Raw genomic sequence first — 22,770 nt, forward strand, 5'->3', positions numbered from 1 at the left:
GGGAACGGATAGTTATGATCCGTAGCGCCAGGTGGGTATGTACCCTCCGGCACGTGCGCCCTGCCCGGTCCGGAACGAACATGTATGGAGGTGAACCGCCGTGGCACTCTCGATTTCGGCGGTGGTGCTGCTGGCGATCGTCGTCTTCCTGCTGATCCGGAAGGCCGGCCTGAAGACCGGGCACGCGGTGGTCTGCATGCTGCTCGGTTTCTACCTGGCGAGCTCCTCCATCGCCCCCACCATCAGCGAGCTGACGACCAACGTGGCGGGCATGATCGGCGGCATCAAGTTCTGAGCCGTTCTGTGGCTAGGGTGTCCGTATGACGGAACTGCCCGCCCGTCGTCTGCTCCTGGTGCACGCGCACCCCGACGACGAGTCGATCAACAACGGCGCCACCATGGCCAAGTACGCGGCCGAGGGCGCCCAGGTCACCCTCGTGACCTGCACACGCGGTGAGGAGGGCGAGGTCATCCCGCCCGCCCTCGCCCACCTGGCACCCGACCGGGAGGACCGGCTCGGCCCCCACCGCGTCGGCGAACTGGCCGCCGCGATGAAGGAGCTGGGCGTCACCGACCACCGCTTCCTGGGCGGACCCGGCCGGTTCCGCGACTCCGGGATGATGGGTGCCGAGCAGAACCGCCGCGACGGCGCCTTCTGGAGCGCCGACGTGGACGAGGCCGCCGCCCACCTCGTCGAGGTCATCCGGTCCGTCCGCCCGCAGGTGCTGGTCACGTACGACCCGGACGGCGGCTACGGCCACCCCGACCACATCCAGGCCCACCGCGTCGCGATGCGCGCCGCCGAGCTGGCCGCCGAACCGGCCTTCCGGCGCGACCTGGGCGACCCCCACGAGATCGCCAAGATCTACTGGAACCGGGTGCCGCGCACGGTAGCCGAGGAGGCCTTCGCCCGGCTCCGCGCGTCCCGCGCCTTCGACCGGGTGGCCGCCGTCGACGACGTACCCGGCGTCGTCGACGACGAGCTGGTCACGGCCGAGATCGACGGGACGGAATACGCGGAACGGAAGGCGGCGGCGATGCGTGCCCATGCCACGCAAATCGCCGTGCGGGACGCCTTCTTCGCGCTCTCCAACGACTTGGGGCAGCCCATCTTCGGTACGGAGTACTACCAGTTGGTACGGGGCGAATCCGGCGCCCCGGCCGGCCGGCGGGAGGACGACCTGTTCGCCGGGGTGGCGTCATGAAGGCCGCGCGGGCCGGCGGGTACGCGGGCCTCGCCGGGCTCGGAGCCGTCGTCGGCCTCGCCGGCACGCTCGTCCAAGCGGCCTGGTTCCCGGGCGGGTTGCTGCTGGCGCTCGCCGCGTGCGTCGGGCTCTTCTCCGGCGGGCTGCGCACGATGGGTACGCAGTTGGGCGTGGTGGCGCCGGGCGTCGGCTGGCTGGTCGCCGTCATCGTGGCCAGCCTCGGCCGGCCGGAGGGCGACCAGGTCTTCTGGGGCGGCGTCTCCGAGCTGGTGTACGTCCTGGGCGGCATGGCCGCGGCTGTGATGTGCGCCACCATGTCACGGCTCCCGCACCGGGACGGCCGATCGGGCCCACTTGGCATGTGACGTGCCCTGACTTGGGCCGGAATGACCGATCGGGTTCTCCTGGTCGCGGGATACCCGGCGGCGGCGGCCAGTATGGTGGTGCGCGCCGCCGAGCGCCCGCACGTGTAAGAGCGGGCGGCGGAGCCAACCGGGAGAACCTGCTTTGAGTCGTGAAACTGACAGTTCGTCCTCCGGCGCCCAGGGGCGCGGCGGAGCCGCGTATCCCTCGGGCACACCGCCGTACGGATCGCGCCAGTATCCGTCGCTGCACCCGACGCAGGACGCTCCGGAAGAGGGCGCCGGGGCCGCCGCGGAGTCGGACGAGCCCAGGACCGAGACCACGCTGACCACCCGCATCCGGATCAACATCCCCGGTTCGCGGCCGATCCCGCCGGTCGTCGTCCGCAAGCCGGTGAGCGAGACGGACGGGGCCGCCGCGGCCCCGGCCCCCCGCCCCGCCGCGGAGCGGCCGGCGGCGGACCGGTCGCCGACGGCGCAGACGGCCACGAGGCCGGCGGAGGAGCCGCAGGCGGAGGAGAAGCCGGCGAGCGACTGGTTCGCCCCTCGCAAGCCCCCCGCGCCCGCGCCCGCCTCCCCGTCGGGGGCCGCCTCCCCGTCGGGCGCCGGGTCCCCGTCCGGTCCCGCCGGTGCTCCCGCGCCCGTGCGGCCGCCGTCGCCCGCCCAGCCGTCGTACGGGCAGGGCCCCGCCGGACACGCCCCCCGCCCGGACGGACCGCGCGTGGACGCCCCGCGCCCGCACAGCGCCCTGGACGACCTCGCGGCGGACACGGTGCCTCCGGCGGGCCCGGCCGGACCGCCCGGACCGGCGCACCCGAGCGGCCCCACGACGGGCCCGGTCACCGGCAGCATGGGCACCGTGCCGTGGATGTCCGACGACACCGCCGTACTGACCCCGCAGCCGCCCGCGCCCGAGCCGCCGTACCAGGAGGGCCAGGCCGGCCCGCCCGCCGGCCCGCCGGCCGGTGGCCACGTGTCGGGTGACACGCTCACGAGCGGCATCCCCGTCGTCCCCCCGGACCACCGCGGCCCTTCGCCGTTCCCCGTCTCCGGCCCGGCGCAGGTCGCGACCGACCGGAACGCCGCGCTGTTCGACGACCCGGTGCCGGCGCCCGCGCCGTCCTCCCCGGCTCCCGCCCCCGCCCCGGCCGGTCCGTCCGCCCGCCCGCAGAAGAAGGGCCGTTCCAAGCTGGTCCTGCTGGGCGCGGCGCTGGTCGGCCTGCTCGGTGTCGCCTACGGCGCCGGGCTGCTCCTCAACCACTCCGAGGTGCCGAAGGGCACCACGGTCCTCGGCGTCGACATCGGCGGCGGCACCAAGGAGCAGGCGGTTCAGAAGCTCGAAACCGCCTTCGGCGGGCGCGCCTCGGCCCCGCTCCAGCTCAGCGTCGGCGGCGAGAAGGAGGAGCTGGCCCCCGACAAGGCCGGCCTGTCCCTGGACGCCCAGGAGACCGTCCGCGCCGCCGCGGGCGCCGACTACAACCCCGTCTCGGTGATCGGCTCCCTCTTCGGCGGCGAGCGCGTCGCCCAGCCGGTTATCCCGGTCGACGAGGAGAAGCTCGGCGTCGCCCTGACCGACCTGGCGGGCGCCTCGGGCTCGGCCACCGAGGGCACGATCCGGTTCGAGCCGGGCAAGGCCGTAGCCGTACCCGGCAAGGCGGGCAAGGCCCTGGACGTCCAGCGCTCCATGATCTCGGTACGGGACGCCTACCGCGCCCAGGTGGAGACGGGCAAGGCGAACACGGTCGAGCTGCCCGTGGTCACCAGGGAACCCACCATCACCCAGACCGAACTGAACCGGGCGATGAAGGAGTTCGCCGAACCGGCGATGTCCGGCCTCGTGACCATCAAGGCGGGCGGCAAGGAGATCCAGTTCGGCCCGTCCAGGTCGCTGCCGAAGATCCTGTCCATGAAGCCGATCAACGGCCGCCTGGTCGAGGTCTACAACAAGAAGGCGATCGAGGAACTGCTGGACGGCGTCTTCGACGGTGTCATGATCACCAAGGGCGACGGCAAGCAGCACGAGGTCTCCGCCGACGACGTGGCCCACGCCATGCAGAAGGCCCTGCTCGGCAAGACGCCCGCCGAGCGCACCGAGACGATCGAGCTCAACCCCCAGGGCTGACCCGTCCGGCCACGAGGCCCCCGCCCCCACCCGGGCGGGGGCCTTTCGGGTGAGTACGGGACGGCTCCGGCATGCGCGCGCGCCGGAGGGGTTACCGGTGCGGACATGACCGCTCAGCTCCGCCTCCGTACCGTGTCCGTCGCCGCCGCCGTGTGCGCCGCCGTCGTATCGGCCCCGCTGCTCACCGCCTGCGGGGACACCGGGGAATCACGTGTCGCCGCCGCCGCGCCCACCCCGTACGGCAGCCCCACCGGCACCTCGTCCCCGCGCCTCGCGACCGAGGACCAGGCCGAGCGGAAGGCTCTCATCCAGGCCACCAAGGTGCCGTGGGACAAGGCGGCGGCGACGGCGGTCCGTGGCGTACGGCAGGGCAAGCTCGCCGAGATCGAGCTGAAGTGGGCGCGGGCCGCCGTCGGCAGCCCCAGCCCCGGGCCGCGCACGCCCGAGTGGGACACCACGGTCGCCGCCCAGGACGGCACCGCCTACACCGTCCGCGTCGACGCCGTCACCGGCAAGGTGACCGAGTCGCGCGTCGACCCCGGCCAGGACCCGGACGACAAGCGCGAGCTCGCCGACCGGCTGGGCGCCGCCACGGTCACCCCGCAGCAGGCCGCCAAGACGGCCACCGACCGCAAGAAGGGCACGGTCACCGCCGTCCAACTGGACGACACGGTCTGGTCCGTCGACGTCGTCACGACGAACGACTGGTACAAGACGACGTACGACATCGACGCCAGGACCGGCAAGATCGTCCGCGAACACGTCGACCGCGACTGAGCCGCTGCCCGTACGCCGTCTGCCGGTGGGCGGGCGGTGTCAGTTGAGCATCGCGCGCGCCGCGCGGGCGCGGTGGCGGACCGTCTCGGCGACCGTCGGTTCGACCGGGGCGACCACGTCCGCGTACGCGTCCATCTCCGCCGCGCCCGTCAGGAAGTCGCCGCGCTGGATCAGGAGCTGGGCGCGCTCGTAGCGCAGCCGGGCCGGGTGCGCGGGCAGCAGCAGGGACAGTTCGACCGCCCACAGGGCCACGTCCGAGCGCTCGGGGCGTACGGAGGCCCAGGCGCGGATGTTGTTGAGGATCCGCTGCATGATCTGCAACGGGTCGGTGGGCGTCAGCATCGACGGGTGCAGCCGCTCGCCGGTCGCGCCGGCGACCAGGAGTTCCGCGTCCGCCCCGGTCAGCGCGCGGCCCCCGGCGAACGGGTCCGCCAGCACCCGCTCCTCCGGGTCGCCGAACCCGACCACGAAGTGGCCCGGCAGCGCCACCCCGTACACCGGCGCGCCCGCCCGCCGGGCGACCTCGATCCACACGACCGACAGCAGGATGGGCAGGCCCCGGCGGCGCCGCAGCACCTCGTGCAGCAGCGACGACTCCAGGCGCTGGTAATCGCCGGGCGTGCCGTGGAAGCCGCACCGGTCGCCGAGGAGGCCGGCCAGCGCGCCCACCCAGGAGCGCGGGCCGCGCAGCCCGTACGGCAGCAGCCCGGCCAGCCGGTCCAGCTCGATCTCGGCGGCGTCGATCCCGGCCTGCCCCAGCGCCGGGTCCGCCTCCGCGCCCACCAGCAGGCACAGCTCCGCGAGGTCAGGACGGTCCTCGCGGGCCTCCTCGGCGAACCGGCGGCGCCACTCGGTGGTGTGCATACGCCTCACGTACCCGCTTCGGGAGATCGGAAGTGGTGGTACAGGTGGTGGACGGCGAAGCCCATCCCCTCGTACAGGGCGAGGGCACCACCATTGTCCGACTCCACCTGGAGCCACGCAGCGGACGCGCCCTCCTCCAGCGCGCGGCGGGCGAGCGCCGCCATCACCGCCGTGCCCAGCCCCTGCCGCCGGTACTCCGGGTCCACCTCGACCGCCATGAAACCGGCCCACCGCCCGTCGACCACGCACCGCCCGATGGCGGCGGGCACGCCCGCCTCGCCGGGCACCGAGGCGAACCACACGGAGGGGCCGCTGCTCAGGACGTGCAGGACGTGGGGGCCCGCCTCGCCCGACCGGTTGTAGCGGCGCAGCCATGCCTCGTCCACGGACCGGGACAGCCGTACGTCACCGGGCTCCAGGTCGCCGATCGGCGCCAGCGCCCCGATGCGTACCTCCGCCGTGACCTCCCGGCGCCAGCCCCGCTCCTCCAGCGCCGCGCACAACTGCTCCTGGGTCCCCTCCGCGCCGGTCGCCGCCTGCACGTACGGGGGCAGCCCCCGCTGCTCGTACCAGGCACGCACGCGTGCCAGGGCCTCGTCCAGCGGCATGCCGGGATCGCCCAGCGGAAGCACCGAGTTGGCGCGCCGGGTGAAGCCCACCCGTCGCCCGACCACCACCCCTGCCTGGCTCTCCCCCAGACTTCGTCCGGGCACCGTTTCGATGGCGGCCCGCAGCGTCCACTCCCCGAGCGGCTCGCTCTCCACCGGCTGCCACGCCCGCGCGGTCACCCGCGCCAGCTCCTCGAACCCGGCCGCGGGGCCCCTGCGGCGGGCGGGCGCGGCCGGTACGACCTTGCCCGCGACCAGCGCCGATTCCGGGATCCGGACAGTCTCACCGGTCCGTCGTGTGATCAGCAGCACACCCTCGGTCCATGATGTGAGAACACCAACCGTGTCAGTGAACTTCTCCGGCCGTGCTCCAGTGTCGCTCAACCGGCGGACGGAGACGCGTTTTCCCACGTCAGAGGGGGTAATGCGGACCTCCAGCCGTCCGCCCGCAGTGAATTCCACAGCTCTGTCCGCCCCTCCTGTTCGGTTCCGTCCCAAGAACGGAGATACTAGGTGCGGGCATCGACGACGCCGCGCTCCCGCGCAACCAGCCCTACCGAGGAGGAACGACCAGCGTGACCTACGTCATCGCGCAGCCTTGTGTCGACGTCAAGGACAAGGCGTGCATCGAGGAGTGCCCCGTCGACTGCATCTACGAGGGCCAGCGGTCCTTGTACATCCACCCGGACGAATGCGTCGACTGCGGTGCTTGTGAGCCGGTCTGCCCGGTCGAGGCGATCTTCTACGAGGACGACACTCCGGAGGAGTGGAAGGACTACTACAAGGCGAACGTCGAGTTCTTCGACGACCTGGGTTCGCCCGGTGGTGCCTCGAAGCTGGGCCTGATCGAGCGCGACCACCCCTTCATCGCCGCTCTGCCGCCGCAGAACGGCTGATCGCGCCACCTCGGTCCCGTACGGCTCCGCCGCTGTACGGGACCGACGCGTTCCGCCCCTGAAGCAGAAGAAAGCGAGCACCGTGTCCTCCCCCGTCTCCTCACGCCTCCCCGTCTTCCCCTGGGACAAGCTCGAGCCCTACAAGAAGACGGCCATGGCCCACCCGGACGGCATCGTGGACCTGTCCGTCGGCACGCCCGTGGACCCGGTCCCCGAGGTGATCCGGCGCGCCCTGACGGACGCCGCCGACTCGCCGGGCTATCCGACGGTGTGGGGGACCCCCGAGCTGCGCGACGCGCTCACCGGCTGGTGCGAGCGGCGCCTCGGCGCGCGCGGCTTCGCGCACACCAACGTCCTGCCCGTCGTCGGCTCCAAGGAGCTGGTGGCCTGGCTGCCGACCCAGCTCGGCCTGGGTGCCGGTGACACGGTGGCCTACCCGCGGCTGGCCTACCCGACGTACGAGGTCGGCGCGCGGCTGTGCGGGGCGACGCCGGTCGTCTACGACGACCCCACGGAGCTCGACCCGGCCGGGCTGAAGCTGCTGTGGCTGAACTCGCCGTCCAACCCGACCGGCAAGGTCATCCCCAAGGACGAGCTGATCCGGATCGTCGCCTGGGCCCGCGAGCACGGCGTCCTCGTCTTCAGCGACGAGTGCTACCTGGAGCTCGGCTGGGAGGCCGACCCCGTCTCCGTACTGCACCCGGACGTCTGCGGCGGTTCGTACGAGGGGATCGTCGCCGTCCACTCGCTCTCCAAGCGCTCGAACCTGGCCGGCTACCGCGCCGCGTTCATCGCGGGTGACGCGGCGGTGCTCGGCGAGCTGCTCCAGATCCGCAAGCACGGCGGGATGATGACGCCCGCGCCGGTCCAGGCGGCCACGGTCGCGGCCCTCGGCGACGACGTACACGTACAGGAGCAGCGGACGCGGTACGCGGCCCGGCGCGCGGCGCTGCGTACGGCGCTGGAGACGCACGGGTTCCGGATCGAGCACAGCGAGGCGAGCCTGTACCTGTGGGCGACCCGCGACGAGGCCTGCTGGGACACCGTGGCGTACCTGGCGTCCCTCGGCATCCTGGTCGCGCCCGGTGACTTCTACGGCGAGGCGGGGGAGCGGTTCGTGCGGGTGGCGTTCACGGCCACCGACGAGCGGGTCGAGGCCGCGGTCAAGCGGCTGGGCTGAGACACGCGGAAGGGCCCGGGGAGAGTGCGTGACTCCCCGGGCCCTTCCGTGTGTGGTGCTACTTGCCGAGCCCCGGCAGGGCCGGCAGGCCGCCGCCGAGCGCGTCGGTGGGCGCGGCGCCCGCGGCCCCGCCGACGATGTCGCCGGCGTTGCCGGCCGCGTCACCGGCGGCCTTCTGCGCGACGGGCGTGGTGGCCTTGCCCGTCTTGGCGGCGGTCTTGCCCACGGCGGGAACGGCCTGCTTCACCGCCTTGCCGCCGGCCTCGCCGGCCAGGCCGGTCGTGCTCTCGGAAGCGCCGCTGACGGTGTCGGTCGCCGAGGCGGTGTCGAGGCTGCTCACGCCGCCCAGCTCGGGGGCGTTGGAGAGGTCCACGGCGCTTGCGGAGCCGGCCGCACCGACCACGGGAGCTGCACCCGCTGCGATCAGCAGCGCGGCACGGGCGATCCGACGGGTCAGGGGGAGGGACATGATGCTCCTTCGACGGGAGAGGTCGTTGACTGTGGTGCCTGTCCGACGATCGGACGCTGTGACAACCGGTCGGAGGGCGGGGAAGGTTGCGGTGGCCCGAGGTAAAGAGTTGGTAATGCGTCGCATTATCGGCTCCGCCTAAAACTGGGCAAACAAGCAGAGTTCCCAACGGGTGAAGAACCGTCACTTCCCAGTTCCCGCAACGAAAACGGGCGGGAATTTCGAGCTGGTGGAATTCCGGCCGATGACGCGATGCCGAGTCCCTCGCCGGGGTGAAACCCCGTACGCACGCGTGCGTGCCTTTTCGACTGCGGACCCCAGGGCGGCCGCCTCGGCAGAGGCTCCCGGCAGGCGCCTTCCCGACCGCCGACCCCCACGTCCACCACGCGGGCGATCCGCAGCCGCGGGACGGCCGGGCGCGGCCGTGCAGGGTCGTCCCCGCAGAGGCTCCCGGCAGGCGCCTTCCCGGCCGTTGGCCCGTACGCCACCACGCGGATGATCCGCAGCCGCCGGACGGCCGGGCGGGGCCGTGCAGGGTCGTCCCCGCAGAGGATGGCGGCGAGGGGTGGGCTCCCTTGGGAGAGACCCAAGGCCGCCGGCCTCGAGGAGTCGAGCCCGGAGGGGCCACGCCCCCCACCCACGAGCTCCGCGCCGGCGCCCCGGCAGGGGCGACCGTCGCGCCCGGGAGGGCCCCGCAGGCCGTGCGGGGCCGTTATCGGGCGACGCGGATGTGGACCTCGTCCGGGCGGGACGTCGGGGCGTCGGCCGTGCGCCAGCCGTCGTCCGATTCCTCCGCGCTCCACACGCGCCCCGCGTACGAGACCTCGGCGAGTCCGAGCGCGTCCGCCTGGGCGACCGCCCACTGGGCGAGCTCCCAGCCGCCGCGCGAGCCGCCGCCGGGTGTCGCGCCCTCGGGGCCGGCCGAGCCGGCGGTCACGCTCCGGACCGGTACGGAGATGTCGGGCGCCGACCCGCCCCGGGGCAGCGTGTCGGAGCCGAACGCCCGCTTCAGCTCCGCCCGTACCTTCGCCGGGTCACCGGCCCGCACCGGCCGGCTGCCGGACGTGCAGGTCAGGGAGGCGGGCGAGCGGCCGGTGAGGGCCGCCGCCAGCAGCGCGGCGTCCGGCTCGTGCTTCGCGTACGCCTGGGGGAAGCCGCTGCGCTGCACCCGCTGCGCGGCGACGGTCAGCGGCAGCCGCGAGTACCCCGGCACCTTGGCGAGGTGGTCGTAGAACTTCCCGGCCGAGAAGACCGGGTCGAGGATCTGCGCCTCGGTGCCCCACCCCTGTGAGGGGCGCTGCTGGAACAGGCCGAGGGAGTCGCGGTCGCCGTACCGGATGTTGCGCAGGGCCGACTCCTGGAGGGCGGTCGCCAGCGCGATGGTGACCGCGCGCTCGGGCATCCCGCGCGACGTTCCCACGGCGGAGATCGTCGCGGCGTTCGAGGCCTGCTCGGGGGTGAACCGGTAGACGTTGTTCCCGCTGCCCACGACACACTGCGGGGCACCTTTGCCGCCGGTCACGTACTGGACGACCACATACGCGACGACCGCGAGCAGCACGGCGAGCGCGACGGCGATTCTCAGACGGCGAGGCCGGCGAGGCCGACGAGGACGGGTGGACTCGGACACGGAGCCCACCGTACTGGAGGCCGGGTTAGGCTCGGCACCATGTCCGAGACCATGCCCGCCGCCAAGCTGGACCTCACCCTGGACGGCCCGGCGCTCACCGCCGCGCTCGTCGACTTCCCCTCGGTCAGCGGCACCGAGAAGCCCCTCGCCGACGCGATCGAGCAGGCGCTGCGCACGCTGCCGCACCTGACCGTGGACCGGTACGGCAACAACGTCGTCGCCCGGACGACCCTGGGGCGGGCCGAGCGCGTCGTGCTGGCCGGACACATCGACACCGTGCCGATCGCCGACAACGTCCCTTCCCGGCTCGACGAGAACGGCATCCTGTGGGGGTGCGGCACCTCCGACATGAAGTCGGGCGTCGCCGTCCAACTGCGCATCGCCGCGACCGTCCCGGAGCCCAACCGGGACCTCACCTTCGTGTTCTACGACAACGAAGAGGTCGCCGCCCACCTCAACGGCCTCGGGCATGTGGCCGCCGCACACCCCGAGTGGCTGGAGGGCGACTTCGCCGTCCTGCTGGAGCCGTCCGACGGCCAGGTCGAGGGCGGCTGCCAGGGCACGCTCCGGGTCCACCTCCGTACCAAGGGCGAGCGCGCCCACTCCGCGCGGAGCTGGATGGGGTCCAACGCCATCCACGCGGCCGCCCCGATCCTGGCGAAGCTCGCCGCGTACGAACCGCGCCGCCCGGTGATCGACGGCCTGGAGTACCACGAGGGCCTCAACGCCGTCGGGATCGAGGGCGGGGTCGCCACCAACGTCATCCCCGACGAGTGCACCGTGATCGTCAACTACCGCTACGCGCCCGACCGCTCCATGGCGGAGGCCGAGGCCCACGTACGCGAGGTGTTCGCGGACTGCGGCGTCGACGAGTTCGTGGTGGACGACCACACCGGCGGCGCCCTGCCGGGGCTGTCGCACCCCGCCGCCGCGGCCTTCATGGCGGCGGTCGGCGGCACCGCGCAGCCCAAGTTCGGCTGGACGGACGTGTCCCGGTTCAGCGCGCTGGGCGTGCCGGCGGTCAACTACGGCCCCGGTGACGCGCTCTTCGCGCACAAGCGGGACGAGCACGTCGCCGTCGACAAGATCACCCACTGTGAACGGCGACTGTACGACTGGCTCACTGCCTGACCTCCGTAATTTCGCCTTTTGTCACGTCCGCCGCCCTACCCTGAGCGGGAAACGATGTTCAGCGGAGGGAGCGGATCATGGGCAACCCCGAGGCCGAGGCCGAAGGACTGCGAGCGCTGGCCGAGCAGCGGCTGGGGCCGGTACTGCGCCGCCGGGAGCAGGTCCAGCCCGGCACCACCGATCAGCGGCTGCTGGACACCGCGGGCGACTCCGAGTGGGTCCACACCGACCCGTGGCGCGTGATGCGGATCCAGTCGGAGTTCGTGGAGGGCTTCGGCGCACTGGCCGAACTGCCCAGCGCGATCAGCGTCTTCGGCTCGGCCCGCACCCCGGCGGGCACGCCGGAGTACGAAGCGGGCGTGCGGCTCGGCAGGGCGCTCGTCGAGGCGGGCTTCGCGGTGATCACGGGCGGTGGCCCGGGTGCCATGGAGGCCGCGAACAAGGGCGCCCGGGAGGCGAAGGGCATCTCCGTGGGCCTCGGCATCGAGCTGCCCTTCGAGCAGGGCCTGAACCCGCACGTCGACATCGGCGTCAACTTTCGCTACTTCTTCGTACGGAAGACGATGTTCGTCAAGTACGCCCAGGGCTTCGTCGTCCTGCCCGGCGGACTCGGCACCCTGGACGAGCTGTTCGAGGCCCTGACCCTGGTCCAGACGCGGAAGGTGACCCGCTTCCCGATCGTGCTGTTCGGTACGGAGTACTGGAGCGGCCTGGTCGACTGGCTGCGCGACACGGTGATCGCCCAGGGCAAGGCGTCGGAACGGGACCTGATGCTGTTCCACGTCACGGACGACGTCGACGAGGCGGTCGCCCTGGTCACCAAGGAGACCGGTCACTGACCCTTCGCGGGCGGCCCTACGCCAATCCCCGGCGGGCGACCGCCGGGGGGCGGTGGCCCGCGATGGACGCCACCATGTCCAGCACCTGCCTGGTCTCCGCCACCTCGTGGACGCGATACACCTGGGCACCCAGCCACGCCGAGACGGCCGTCGTCGCGAGCGTGCCGAGCACCCGCTCCTTGACCGGCTTGTCGAGGGTCTCGCCCACGAAGTCCTTGTTGGACAGCGACACCAGCACCGGCCAGCCCGTCGCCGTCATCTCGCCCAGCCGGCGCGTCGCCTCCAGGCTGTGCCGGGTGTTCTTCCCGAAGTCGTGACCGGGGTCGATCATGATCCCGTCACGGCGTACGCCCAGCTCCACGGCGCGCTCCGCCAGGCCCAGCGTCACGCGCAGGATGTCCGCCATCACGTCGTCGTAGGTGGTCCGGTGCGGCCGGGTGCGCGGCTCCGCGCCGCCCGCGTGCGTGCACACCAGGCCCGCGCCGTAGCGGGCCGCCACCTCCGCGAGCCTCGGGTCGACGCCGCCCCACGCGTCGTTCAGCAGGTCGGCGCCCGCCTCGCAGACCGCCTCGCCGACCTCGTGCCGCCAGGTGTCGACGCTGATCACCACGTCCGGGTGGCGGCGGCGGACCTCGGCGACGAAGCCGACCGTGCGGCGCGCCTCCTCCTCGGCGGACACATCCTCGCCCGGACCGGCCTTGACCCCGCCGATGTCGATGATGGCCGCGCCCTCCGACACCGCCTGCTCGACCCGGGCGAGCGCCGGCTCGTCACGGAACGTGGCGCCCTGGTCATAGAAGGAGTCCGGGGTCCGGTTCACGATCGCCATGATCACCGGCTCGTGCGTGTCGAATTCACGCCGTCCCAAGCGGAGCATCCCGTTCGTCCTCCTCGCGTTCGTCGCCTGCGACCTTAACTGTCAGTGGCGCATGGCACGATCGGCAGCGTTGGGTTTTCGCTCCCGGTGGAGAGGCACGGTCGTGTTCTGGTTCTTGGCTGTAGCGATGGTCGTGGTCGTTGCCGCGGTCACCCTCGCCGTGATCGGCGGCGGGGAGAGCGAGGTGCTCCCCGAGGCGGCGCCCGAGCACACGGTGGACCAACTGCCGCTGACCCGTCCCGTCGGCCGCGCCGACATCGACGCGCTGCGGCTGCCGCTCGCGCCGCGCGGCTACCGGATGGCGGAGGTCGACGACGTACTCGGCAGGCTCGGCGCCGAGCTCGCCGAGCGGGACGCGCGGATCGCCGAGCTGGAGGCCGCGCTGGCGGGCGCCCGCGGGGAGGGGCCCGGCTTCGGCCCGGCCCCGGGCGCGGGCCCCGGCGCGGGCCCCGGCGCGGGCCCGGAGCGGGACGAGGAGCGGGACCGGTGACCGGCGGAGCCGTGCCCGGCCCGGACGGGAAGCCGCGTTGCCCGTGGGGCCTGTCCGCCGAGGACTACGTCCGGTACCACGACGAGGAGTGGGGCCGCCCCGTCCACGGCGACGACGCCCTGTTCGAGCGGCTCTGCCTGGAGGCCTTCCAGTCGGGCCTGTCCTGGATCACGATCCTCCGCCGCCGTGAGGGTTTCCGCCGGGCGTTCGACGACTTCAAGATCGACGCGGTGGCCGGGTTCACCGACGCCGACAGGGAGCGGCTCCTGGCCGACACCGGGATCGTCCGCAACCGCGCCAAGATCGACGCCTGCCTGGCCAACGCGCGCGTCTTGGCGGGCTGGGCGCCCGGCGAGCTGGACGCCCTGATCTGGTCCTACGCCCCGGACCCCGCCTCCCGGCCGGCCCCTTCCACGATCGCCGACGTACCGGCGGTGACGCCCGAGTCGACGGCCCTGTCCAAGACGCTCAAAAAGCAGGGCCTCCGCTTCATCGGCCCCACGACGGCGTACGCCTTGATGCAGGCGTGCGGCCTGGTCGACGACCACCTCGCCGACTGCGCGGCGCGTGGCGGCGGCCTGGTCTGACGGGGACGGTCGGCACCGGGCCCGGCGGGCGCGGGTTGCCCCCGCGTCGCGGGCGTTTCGCCCCGGCGGGCGCGTCTCTTCCCCGCTGCGCACGGTTTTCCCTGGCGGGTGCGGCCCGGTTCCGCCCGGGGCGGTGCGGTGCTCGTGCCGGTTCCGCCCGGGGCGGTGCGGGTGCCCGTACCCGGTTCCGCCCGGGGCGGTGCGGTGCCCGTACCCGGTTCCGCCCGGGGCGGTTCGGGTGGCTGGGCCCGGTGGGGCGGGTCGGGGCCCCTCCGGGCTCACCTCCTCGCGGTCGGCGGGGTGCCCAGCCGGTGTCCTGGCCGTATCTCGCCGCCAACCGCTGCGGGGGCGACCCTGCACGGCCCCTCCGCGCCGCGGTCGCGGCGTCGGCGCACCCCGCCCGAGGGGTCAGCGGCCGACGTACTTGGGCTTCTCCTTGGCCAGGAAGGCCCGGACCGCGATGCCGTGGTCCTCCGACGCCCCCGCCTTCGTCTGGAGCTCGTCCTCCTTGTCCAGGGCCTCGTCCAGCGTGTGGGCCGATCCGTAGGCCAGGGACTCCTTGAGGGCCGCGTACGCCAGGGTGGGGCCCGAGGCGAGGGCGCGGGCGACCGAGGCGGCCTCGGAGGCGAGGTCGTCGGCCGGGACGAGCCTGTTCGCGATGCCCAGCTCGTACGCCTCCTGCGCCGGGATCGAGCGCGGGAAGAACAGCAGGTCCGCCGCCCGGCCGGGGCCCACCACCCGGGGGAGCGTCCACGAGACGCCCGAGTCGGCGGTCAGGGCGACCCCGGCGAAGGAGGTGTTGAAGGACGCCGTGTCGGCGACGACCCGGTAGTCCGCCGCCAGGGCGAAGCCGAAGCCCGCCCCGGCCGCGACGCCGTTCACCCCGGCCACCACGGGCTTCGGCATCCCGGTGATGGCCCGGACGATCGGGTTGTAGTGCTCCCGCACGGTGCTCATCGTCTGCTCGGTGCCGAGCACCGAGACGTGTTCCTTGAGGTCCTGGCCCACGCAGAACGCCCTGCCCGTCGCGGTGAGCAGGACCGCCCGTACGGCGGAGTCCTCCGCCGCCGCCAGGAGCGAGTCCCGGAGGGCGACCTTCGCCTCCGTGTTCATCGCGTTCATGGCGTCGGGCCGGTTGATCGTGATCGTGGCGAGCCCGTCGCTCACCTCGTACAGCACGGTGTCGGCCATGGCAGGTCCCCTTCGCGGCTACGGCGGTGATGTCCCGCCCAGCATGGCGGAGATCATCGGGCCCGGACATGTGACCTGCGTCAAAGAATGTCGTGCGCCGTCCTCGCGTGCGGTGGCGAAGTATCGCAGGCGTATCGCCGAAATGGACGGTTTTGCGAGAGCGCGTTGCGCAAGCGATGCCGACCGATGTTGGTCATCGGGTCCTGCCATGCGGGATAATGACCTGGAAGCAATGTGTTCGATGCCGGTGATGCGTGCCCATGCCAGAGGGCCGTCGGCGACGATGAGCTGGTTTCAGGAAGGGGAACGAGCATGGCGGCCATGAAGCCGCGGACGGGCGACGGCCCGCTCGAGGTGACCAAGGAGGGGCGGGGCATCGTCATGCGCGTTCCGCTCGAAGGCGGCGGTCGGCTTGTCGTCGAGCTGACTCCGGACGAGGCGAAGGCCCTCGGCGAGGCGCTGGAGAAGGTCACGGTCTGATACGACACTGCCCAAGGCTTTCCGACAGCCCCGGTGTGATCCGATCACGCCGGGGCTGTCGCCGTGCGGGCCCCAGGGAGTGTCCGGCGGATCATGGCGTCATCGGAGTCCGGTGCCCTTGTGGTGCTGGTGGGCGTGCCAGGCCTCGCGGCCCAGGCATGATCCGCCGGACACGACCTAGCCGCGGCGGACCGCGCAGAGGAGACCGTCGCCGACCGGCAGCAGCGACGGCAGCAGCTCCTGGCTCTCCCGGACCGCCCGCAGCAGCTCCCGCAGCCTGAGCACCTCGGCCGGCTGGGCCGCCGAGTCGACCGTACGGCCGTCCGCGAAGACGCCCTCGAAGCAGACCAGACCACCCGGTCGCAGCAGGCGCAACGATTCAGCGAGGTAGTCGAGGCACTCCGTGCGGTCGCCGTCGCAGAAGACGAGGTCGTAGCCGCCGTCCGCGAGCCGGGGGAGTACGTCGAGGGCGCGGCCGGGGATGAAACGGGCCCGGTTCCCGGCGAAGCCGGCCGCCCGGAAGGCCTGCTTGGCGAACTGCTGCCGCTCCGGCTCGGGGTCCACCGTGGTCAGGACGCCGTCGGGACGCATGCCCTCCAGCAGGTAGATCCCGGAGACGCCGGTGCCGGTGCCGATCTCCGCCACCGCCTTGGCGTCCGCCGTGGCCGCCAGCAGACGCAGCGCGGCGCCGGTGCCTGGCGACACCGAGGGCAGCCCCGCGTCCCGGGCCCGGTCACGGGCCCAGCGCAGCGCTTCGTCCTCGGCGACAAAGGCGTCGGCGAACGCCCAGCTCGTCTGCCGGTTGGCGGTAATGACCCTCTCCTGTCCCCGTAGTTGGCGCAACGGTGACTGTAGCCGTTCGGGCCCGGGAACCCGCAGATGGGACCGTGCGTTATGGAGGGGCAGGGGGAGTACATGGATCAAGAGCCGAAGACGGTCCCAAATTCACGTAAAGATTCTTATCCGGAGCTAACGGGCGAGGTGGCTATGGTAGGGGCTCCACTGGACACCACCAGAGCCGATAGGGGAGGTGCGGCTGCGCCTGTGGATCGGGGAGGAGTGCTGCGGCGCTTTCTCAGGTCGGCGGGTGAGCCGAAATCCGTGACCGACACCGCTGACCGTTCCATGCCCGCCGACTTCGCACCCACCACCGCGACCTTCGCATCGGATGCGGAATCGCAGGCGTGGACTCCGCCCTCGTGGGAGGAGATCGTCAGCACGCACAGTGGCCGGGTCTACCGCCTCGCATACCGTCTGACCGGCAATCAGCACGATGCCGAGGACCTCACGCAGGAAGTCTTCGTCCGGGTCTTCCGCTCGCTGTCCACGTACACGCCCGGCACCTTCGAGGGCTGGCTGCACCGCATCACCACGAACCTCTTCCTGGACATGGTGCGCCGCAAGCAGCGCATCCGGTTCGACGCGCTCGGCGACGACGCGGCCGAGCGGCTGCCCAGCCGCGAGCCGTCCCCCCAACAGGTCTTCCACGACACGCACTTCGACGCCGACGTCCAGCAGGCCCTCGACACCCTCGCGCCCGAGTTCCGCGCGGCGGTGGTCCTGTGCGACATCGAGGGACTGTCGTACGAGGAGATCGCCGCGACCCTCGGGGTCAAGCTCGGCACCGTCCGCAGCCGCATCCACCGCGGCCGTTCCCATCTGCGCAAGGCCCTCAAGCACCGATCGCCCGAGGCCCGGGCCGAGCAGCGCACCTTCGTGGCCGTGGGCGGGGAGGGCGGACCCGCGTGAGTGGCACAAGTCCGACCCCCGCGGAACAGCACCTGGGGGACCGCCTCGCCGCGCTCGTCGACGGCGAGCTCGGTCATGACGCCCGCGAGCGGGTCCTCGCCCACCTGGCCACCTGCCCCAAGTGCAAGGCCGAGGCCGACGCGCAGCGCCGGCTGAAGAGCGTCTTCGCCCAGACCGCCCCGCCGCCCCCCTCGGAGGGGCTGCTCGCACGCCTCCAGGGGTTGCCCGGGGGCGCTCCGGGCGGTGACGACGACGGGCGGGGACCCTTCGGCGGCGACGGCGTCTTCGGAGTGAGACCCGACGCCTTCGGCTACGCCCGGCCGGAGGCGGGATTCCGCATCCATGAAGTGGACCGCCAGGAGACGGAGCGCTCCTCGTGGCGCGGCCGGAGGTTCGCGTTCGCGGCCGCCAGTGCCGTGTCGTTCGCGGCGATCGCCCTGGGCGGTGCGCTCCCGACGGTCGCCACGGTCGACGCGCGGGGCGACGGCACGGGCAACAGCGTCACGCCGTTGCGGTCGCCCGGCCAGACCCAGAGCGCCGGCACCGGAGAGAACAGCCGCCGCCGGGGCGGCGGGTACGGGCCGGTACGGGCGACGGACCGGCCGGCCGGGCCGCTGTCCGCCGTGCCGCTGCACGCGGTGCAGCGCCCGGGAGGCCAGCCCTTTCCGGCGGCGACGCCGCTGGCCGTGGTGAGCGCGCTGAACACCATGCCGCCCGCGCCGCTGATACGCCCCACGGCGCTCGCGCCACAGCTCGCCACCACCCCGTCCCCCAGCTCGCTGCCGCTGCCCGCGGGCCGCTGACCGGCGCCCCCCTGCGCGGCGGCCACCGGACCTGGTTGAATCACGCGCAGGGGCGCCCCACGGGGGCGCGGACGGGCACGCAGCGGGGAGAACATGGACGACGGGAAGCCCACGGAGTCGAAGCCGAAGTGGTGGAGCCGCCCGGCGCGGCAGCACGCGGCGCCGGACCAGCCGCCGGCCGACGCACCGGACCCCGGCCCCGCCGAAACGTCCACCCCGGCACCCGAGCCGGCCATGCCGGCCACCCCCGCGACACCGCCTGCACCCGAGCCGGCCGCGCCCGAGCCGGCCGCCTCCGCGCCGGAAACCGGCCCCGCGTCGGCGCACAGCCCCGCGCCCGAGCCCGTGCGGTCGACCGCGCCCGTCGCGCCCGTCGCGGAGCAGCCCGGCATGGCGCCGGTGCGGCCGCAGCCGTTGCACCAGCCCGACGAGTACAGCACCCCGCCCTACGGGGAGCCCGGGCCCTGGGCGCCCGCGCCGCCGGTGCAGCGGCCGATGGCGACGCCCGCGCACGGGACCGCGGTCCCGCCCGCGTACGGCACGCCGCAGCCGGTCACCCCGCACCAGCCCCCGCAGCCCCGGCCGTCGCAGTGGCTCCAGTACGACCCGTGGAGCACCCCCGGCGGCGGGAACGGCGGCGGCAACGGCGTCGGGAACCAGCCGCTCACGCACCCCGGCGGGGCCGTGCCGGGGAAGCGGCAGGGGCGGCGCCGTGGCCTCGGGGTGGTCGCCGCGCTGCTGTTCGCCGGGCTCACCGGCGTACTCGGCGGCGGCGTCGGCGCGTACATCGAGCGGCACGGCGGCCTGACCACGGTCGAGCTGCCCCAGGCCGGCCCCGAGGACGGCGACCGGGCACCCGACAGCGTCGCGGGCATCGCGGCCAGCGCCCTGCCCGGCGTCGTCACCCTGCACGTCAGCGGTGGCGGCGAGCAGGGCACCGGCACCGGCTTCGTCCTCGACGAGCAGGGCCACATCCTCACCAACCACCACGTCGTCGACCCGGCCGGCACCTCCGGCGACATCACGGTCACCTTCAGCGGCGGTGAGACGGCCGCCGCCGAACTGGTCGGCAAGGACAGCGGTTACGACCTCGCGGTCGTCCAGGTCAAGGGCGTCTCCAACCTCAAGCCGCTGCCGCTGGGCAACTCCGACAACGTCCGCGTCGGCGACCCGGTCGTCGCCATCGGCGCCCCCTTCGACCTCCAGAACACCGTGACCTCCGGCATCATCAGCGCCAAGGAGCGGCCCATCACGGCGGGCGGCGAGAAGGGCGACGGCAGCGACATCAGCTACGTCGACGCCCTCCAGACCGACGCGCCGATAAACCCGGGGAATTCGGGCGGTCCGCTGCTGGACTCCAAGGCCCGGGTGATCGGCATCAACAGCGCCATCCGCGCCGCCGACAGCGGCTCCGGGCTCGACGGCGGCCAGGCCGGGTCGATAGGGCTGGGCTTCGCCATCCCCGTCAACCAGGGCAAGCGGGTCGCCGAGGAGCTGATCAACACCGGCAAGGCCAACCACCCCGTCATCGGCGTCAGCCTCGACATGAAGTACACCGGCGACGGCGCCCGGGTGGGGGAGAAGGCGCAGGACGGCGGTGCCTCCGTCATTCCCGGCGGCCCGGCCGCCAAGGCGGGCATCCGGCCCGGCGACGTGATCACCAAGGTGGACGGCCAGCGGGTGCACAGCGGCGAGGAGCTGATCGTCAAGATCCGCGCCCACCGCCCCGGCGACCGGCTGGAGCTGACCCTTGAGCGCGGCGGCAGGGAACAGACCAAGACCCTGACCCTCGGTTCCTCGGCCGGTGGCTGAGACCGGTGGCTGACGCCGGTGGCTGAGACCGGTGGCTGAGACCGGTGTCCTGCCGGTGGCTGAACACGCACCGGCAGGACACCGGCAGGCCACCAGGCGTCCACCGTGAGGTACCACCCCGGCAGCCCGGCCAGGTACCGTGTTACGGGCCCCGGGCCGGAAGGAGCAGCAAGGTGTTCAATGACATAGGCGCACTCGAACTGGTCGCGCTGGTGATCCTTGCCGTGCTCGTCTTCGGCCCCGACAAGCTGCCGAAGGTCATCCAGGACGTCTCCGGCTTCATCCGCAAGATCCGCGACTTCTCGGAGAACGCGAAGCAGGACATCCGCAGCGAGCTGGGCCCGGAGTTCAAGGACTTCGAGTTCGAGGACCTGAACCCCAAGACGTTCATCCGCAAGCAGTTGACGGAGAACGAGGACCTCAAGGAGATCCGCAGCAGCTTCGATCTCAAGAAGGAGATCAACGACGTCGCCGACGCGGTCAACGGCCATGAGCCGGACGCGTCGGTCCCGGCCGCGGTCAATGGCGGCCACGGCGGCGGTCCCGACCTGCTCAAGAAGGGCGACAAGCCCGCTCAGGCCGAGCGCCCGCCGTTCGACGCGGACGCCACCTGAGCCCCGCCCGGGCCGACCTTCCGAAAAGAGCTCCCGCAAGGTGGCTATCCTCTCCATCTGTCCGGTTGCGAGAACGCCCGTCGGGGCGCGCCGCACCGGACTCCACGGATCGAGGAGGCGGCCGGGCAGATGGAGACGACGAGTCGAGTAGGGGCGCAGGGTGCCGCACCCGGCACCGCATCGACGTCCGAGGCGACCGGGACGCCCGAGGGGGTGCCCGCGGCCCGGCGTACGGTCGACGGGTATCTGCGTGCGTCGTTCCCCTGGTACGGGCTGGACGAGGCGTTCACCGGGCCGCGCTGGCTGATGCAGGTCGGCACGTCCGCCGACGGCACGGTCCAGCACGGCTCGATCGGCCACGGCGACGAGCCGTCGATACGGCCGGACCGGCTCGACGGGGCAGGGGGCGAGAAGGAGCGGTTCGCGGCCGTCGTGACGGTCGCCGCGAGCCCCGTGCGCCGCAGCGGCGACGGTACGGGGGTGCTGGACGCCACCAGCGTGTCGTCCGCCGCCTGGCTGGCCGGGTCGGGGCTCCTCGCGTACACCTGGCCGCCCCAGCTCGACCACACGCTGCGGGACGACTGGCTGGACCAGCAGACCGAGACCGCCTTCGAGCTGGCCGACGACCTGAACGGGCCGGAGTGGTCGACGCTCTCCCTGCCGGTCGACGGCGTGCCGACGCCGTTCCACTACCGCGAGTCCGAGTTCGGCTGGGTGCTGGCCGGCACGACCACCGGCGGCGTCCATCTGGGTGCGTACGGACGGGGGATGAGCGCGTACGGCCTGGGGTTCGCGGTGGTGCGGGACATCACCGCGTACGCGTAGCGGCGGGACACGCGAAGAGGGGCGGCCCCACGGCGGGGCCGCCCCTCACGCGTACCTCATGCGTGCCTCACACGCGCTCCACGCGTCAGAACTTGTTGCGCGGGGTGATCCCCAGCGACATGCCCGACAGGCCGCGCTGACGGCCGCCCAGCTTGCCCGCGATGGTGCGCAGCGCCGCGCCCGCCGGCGAGTCTGGGTCGGACAGGACGACGGGCTTGCCCTCGTCGCCGCCCTCGCGCAGCCGTACGTCGATGGGGATGGAGCCGAGGACCGGGACCGTGGCGCCGGTGGTCTTCGTCAGCCCGTCGGCGACCTTCTGCCCGCCGCCCGTGCCGAAGACGTCGACCATCTCGTCGCAGTGCGGGCAGGGCAGGCCCGACATGTTCTCGACGACGCCGACGATCTTCTGGTGGGTCTGTACGGCGATGGAGCCGGCCCGCTCGGCGACCTCGGCCGCCGCCTGCTGCGGCGTGGTGACGACCAGGATCTCGGCGTTCGGCACGAGCTGGGCGACCGAGATCGCGATGTCGCCGGTGCCCGGGGGCAGGTCCATCAGCAGGACGTCCAGGTCGCCCCAGTACACGTCCGCGAGGAACTGCTGGAGCGCCCGGTGCAGCATCGGGCCGCGCCACACCACCGGCGTGTTGCCGGGGGTGAACATGCCGATGGAGATGACCTTCACGCCGTTCGCCGACGGCGGCATGATCATGTTCTCGACCTGGGTCGGGTGGCCGTCCGCGCCCAGCATGCGCGGCACGCTGTGGCCGTAGATGTCGGCGTCCACGACACCGACCTTCAGCCCGTCGGCGGCCATCGCGGCGGCCAGGTTCACGGTCACGGACGACTTGCCGACGCCGCCCTTGCCGGAGGCCACCGCGTACACCCGGGTCAGCGAGCCGGGCTTGGCGAACGGCACCTCGCGCTCGGCGGTGGTGCCGCGCAGCGCGGCGGCCAGCTCCTTGCGCTGCTCGTCGCTCATCACGTCGAGCGTCACGTCGACGCCGGTGACGCCCGCCACGCGGGAGACCGCCTCGCTCACGCGCGTGATGATCGTCTCGCGCATGGGGCAGCCGGACACCGTGAGGTAGACGGTGACGGCGACCGCCCCGTCCGTACCGATCTCCACCGACTTGACCATGCCGAGCTCGGTGATCGGTCGGTTGATCTCGGGGTCGTTCACCGTCGCCAGCGCTTCGCGCACCGCGTCTTCCGTAACCATACGGAGATGGTACGGCGCCGGACCCGGCCCCCGGAAAGCC

At 73.0% G+C, this 22,770-nt stretch carries 25 protein-coding genes; 17 read left to right on the top strand and 8 right to left on the bottom strand.

What is annotated here, in order from left to right; genetic code table 11:
• Positions 1-100: 100 nt before the first annotated feature.
• From ACZ46W_RS07705 to ACZ46W_RS07725, 5 genes are all read left to right on the top strand, one after another.
• Positions 101-295, top strand: a complete 195-nt coding sequence (locus ACZ46W_RS07705; protein WP_366127623.1) for a hypothetical protein — start codon at positions 101-103, stop codon at positions 293-295.
• A 25-nt stretch (positions 296-320) separates the two neighbouring features.
• Positions 321-1,205: an N-acetyl-1-D-myo-inositol-2-amino-2-deoxy-alpha-D-glucopyranoside deacetylase gene (mshB, locus tag ACZ46W_RS07710; protein ID WP_468333022.1), complete on the top strand. Its 885-nt coding sequence runs from the start codon at positions 321-323 to the stop codon at positions 1,203-1,205.
• A complete protein-coding gene (locus ACZ46W_RS07715) occupies positions 1,202-1,570 on the top strand; it encodes a DUF6113 family protein (RefSeq protein ID WP_468333025.1) in 369 nt (122 codons plus the stop codon). The genes mshB and ACZ46W_RS07715 overlap by 4 nt, the downstream gene beginning before the upstream one ends.
• Before the next feature lie 142 nt (positions 1,571-1,712).
• Entirely contained in the window at positions 1,713-3,689 is a 1,977-nt protein-coding gene (locus tag ACZ46W_RS07720; RefSeq protein ID WP_468333028.1) for a peptidoglycan binding domain-containing protein, read from the top strand.
• Positions 3,690-3,794: 105 nt separating this feature from the next.
• Positions 3,795-4,466 carry a PepSY domain-containing protein gene (locus tag ACZ46W_RS07725; protein WP_468333031.1) on the top strand — a complete coding sequence of 224 codons (672 nt, stop codon included), beginning with the start codon at positions 3,795-3,797 and terminating at the stop codon, positions 4,464-4,466.
• Positions 4,467-4,505: 39 nt separating this feature from the next.
• On the opposite strand, the gene ACZ46W_RS07730 is transcribed toward ACZ46W_RS07725, so the two are convergent.
• Both ACZ46W_RS07730 and ACZ46W_RS07735 read right to left on the bottom strand, forming a co-directional pair.
• Positions 4,506-5,330, bottom strand: coding sequence for a transglutaminase family protein (locus tag ACZ46W_RS07730; RefSeq protein ID WP_468333034.1), 825 nt, complete (start codon positions 5,328-5,330; stop codon positions 4,506-4,508).
• A gap of 5 nt (positions 5,331-5,335) precedes the next feature.
• The gene (locus tag ACZ46W_RS07735) at positions 5,336-6,400 is read right to left on the bottom strand and encodes a GNAT family N-acetyltransferase (protein ID WP_468333037.1); all 1,065 of its coding nucleotides are present in this window, start codon (positions 6,398-6,400) and stop codon (positions 5,336-5,338) included.
• Positions 6,401-6,513: 113 nt separating this feature from the next.
• On the opposite strand from ACZ46W_RS07735, the gene fdxA reads away from it, so the two are divergent.
• On the top strand, positions 6,514-6,834 hold the full coding sequence (gene fdxA / locus ACZ46W_RS07740) for a ferredoxin (protein WP_031078476.1): 321 nt from the start codon (positions 6,514-6,516) through the stop codon (positions 6,832-6,834).
• A gap of 82 nt (positions 6,835-6,916) precedes the next feature.
• Positions 6,917-8,014, top strand: a complete 1,098-nt coding sequence (locus ACZ46W_RS07745) for a bifunctional succinyldiaminopimelate transaminase/glutamate-prephenate aminotransferase (protein WP_468333041.1) — start codon at positions 6,917-6,919, stop codon at positions 8,012-8,014.
• 58 nt (positions 8,015-8,072) lie between these two features.
• On the opposite strand, the gene ACZ46W_RS07750 is transcribed toward ACZ46W_RS07745, so the two are convergent.
• Together ACZ46W_RS07750 and ACZ46W_RS07755 are read right to left on the bottom strand one after the other, a co-directional pair.
• Entirely contained in the window at positions 8,073-8,483 is a 411-nt protein-coding gene (locus ACZ46W_RS07750) for an ATP-binding protein (protein WP_468333044.1), read from the bottom strand.
• Between the two features lie 712 nt (positions 8,484-9,195).
• Positions 9,196-10,122, bottom strand: coding sequence for a VldE C-terminal domain-containing protein (locus tag ACZ46W_RS07755; protein ID WP_468333047.1), 927 nt, complete (start codon positions 10,120-10,122; stop codon positions 9,196-9,198).
• A gap of 42 nt (positions 10,123-10,164) precedes the next feature.
• Here ACZ46W_RS07755 and dapE point away from each other — a divergent pair, with 42 nt between their 5' ends.
• Entirely contained in the window at positions 10,165-11,244 is a 1,080-nt protein-coding gene (dapE, locus tag ACZ46W_RS07760; protein WP_468334691.1) for a succinyl-diaminopimelate desuccinylase, read from the top strand.
• 77 nt (positions 11,245-11,321) lie between these two features.
• Positions 11,322-12,083 carry an LOG family protein gene (locus ACZ46W_RS07765; protein WP_468333050.1) on the top strand — a complete coding sequence of 254 codons (762 nt, stop codon included), beginning with the start codon at positions 11,322-11,324 and terminating at the stop codon, positions 12,081-12,083.
• 16 nt (positions 12,084-12,099) lie between these two features.
• Here ACZ46W_RS07765 and folP read toward each other — a convergent pair whose 3' ends face one another.
• Positions 12,100-12,960 (bottom strand): dihydropteroate synthase, encoded by an 861-nt coding sequence (gene folP, locus ACZ46W_RS07770; RefSeq protein WP_468333053.1) that lies wholly within the window; start codon positions 12,958-12,960, stop codon positions 12,100-12,102.
• Positions 12,961-13,087: 127 nt separating this feature from the next.
• Between folP and ACZ46W_RS07775 the strand changes: the two genes are divergently transcribed.
• Both ACZ46W_RS07775 and ACZ46W_RS07780 read left to right on the top strand, forming a co-directional pair.
• Positions 13,088-13,450 carry a DivIVA domain-containing protein gene (locus ACZ46W_RS07775; RefSeq protein ID WP_468333056.1) on the top strand — a complete coding sequence of 121 codons (363 nt, stop codon included), beginning with the start codon at positions 13,088-13,090 and terminating at the stop codon, positions 13,448-13,450.
• Positions 13,447-14,037 carry a DNA-3-methyladenine glycosylase I gene (locus tag ACZ46W_RS07780; protein WP_468333059.1) on the top strand — a complete coding sequence of 197 codons (591 nt, stop codon included), beginning with the start codon at positions 13,447-13,449 and terminating at the stop codon, positions 14,035-14,037. The genes ACZ46W_RS07775 and ACZ46W_RS07780 overlap by 4 nt, the downstream gene beginning before the upstream one ends.
• A 408-nt stretch (positions 14,038-14,445) precedes the next feature.
• On the opposite strand, the gene chcB is transcribed toward ACZ46W_RS07780, so the two are convergent.
• The gene (gene chcB, locus ACZ46W_RS07785) at positions 14,446-15,228 is read right to left on the bottom strand and encodes a 2-cyclohexenylcarbonyl CoA isomerase (RefSeq protein ID WP_468333062.1); all 783 of its coding nucleotides are present in this window, start codon (positions 15,226-15,228) and stop codon (positions 14,446-14,448) included.
• A 312-nt stretch (positions 15,229-15,540) separates the two neighbouring features.
• Here chcB and ACZ46W_RS07790 point away from each other — a divergent pair, with 312 nt between their 5' ends.
• A complete protein-coding gene (locus ACZ46W_RS07790; RefSeq protein WP_003985072.1) occupies positions 15,541-15,708 on the top strand; it encodes a DUF3117 domain-containing protein in 168 nt (55 codons plus the stop codon).
• Positions 15,709-15,885: 177 nt separating this feature from the next.
• On the opposite strand, the gene ACZ46W_RS07795 is transcribed toward ACZ46W_RS07790, so the two are convergent.
• Positions 15,886-16,551 (bottom strand): O-methyltransferase, encoded by a 666-nt coding sequence (locus ACZ46W_RS07795; protein ID WP_084895721.1) that lies wholly within the window; start codon positions 16,549-16,551, stop codon positions 15,886-15,888.
• 144 nt (positions 16,552-16,695) lie between these two features.
• Here ACZ46W_RS07795 and sigE point away from each other — a divergent pair, with 144 nt between their 5' ends.
• From sigE to ACZ46W_RS07820, 5 genes are all read left to right on the top strand, one after another.
• Complete coding sequence (gene sigE, locus ACZ46W_RS07800; RefSeq protein WP_351815364.1) at positions 16,696-17,457, top strand: RNA polymerase sigma factor SigE; 762 nt, start codon at positions 16,696-16,698, stop codon at positions 17,455-17,457.
• A complete protein-coding gene (locus ACZ46W_RS07805; protein ID WP_468333068.1) occupies positions 17,454-18,260 on the top strand; it encodes an anti-sigma factor family protein in 807 nt (268 codons plus the stop codon). Before sigE ends, ACZ46W_RS07805 begins: the two co-directional genes overlap by 4 nt.
• Positions 18,261-18,353: 93 nt before the next feature.
• On the top strand, positions 18,354-20,072 hold the full coding sequence (locus tag ACZ46W_RS07810) for a S1C family serine protease (RefSeq protein ID WP_468333071.1): 1,719 nt from the start codon (positions 18,354-18,356) through the stop codon (positions 20,070-20,072).
• 173 nt (positions 20,073-20,245) lie between these two features.
• Positions 20,246-20,686: a sec-independent translocase gene (locus tag ACZ46W_RS07815; protein WP_366127605.1), complete on the top strand. Its 441-nt coding sequence runs from the start codon at positions 20,246-20,248 to the stop codon at positions 20,684-20,686.
• Positions 20,687-20,815: 129 nt separating this feature from the next.
• Positions 20,816-21,511 carry a hypothetical protein gene (locus ACZ46W_RS07820; RefSeq protein ID WP_468333075.1) on the top strand — a complete coding sequence of 232 codons (696 nt, stop codon included), beginning with the start codon at positions 20,816-20,818 and terminating at the stop codon, positions 21,509-21,511.
• Positions 21,512-21,596: 85 nt separating this feature from the next.
• On the opposite strand, the gene ACZ46W_RS07825 is transcribed toward ACZ46W_RS07820, so the two are convergent.
• The gene (locus ACZ46W_RS07825; RefSeq protein ID WP_468333078.1) at positions 21,597-22,730 is read right to left on the bottom strand and encodes an Mrp/NBP35 family ATP-binding protein; all 1,134 of its coding nucleotides are present in this window, start codon (positions 22,728-22,730) and stop codon (positions 21,597-21,599) included.
• Between the last annotated feature and the right edge of the window lie 40 nt (positions 22,731-22,770).

The sequence above is a fragment of the Streptomyces sp. NPDC031064 genome (assembly GCF_055570965.1).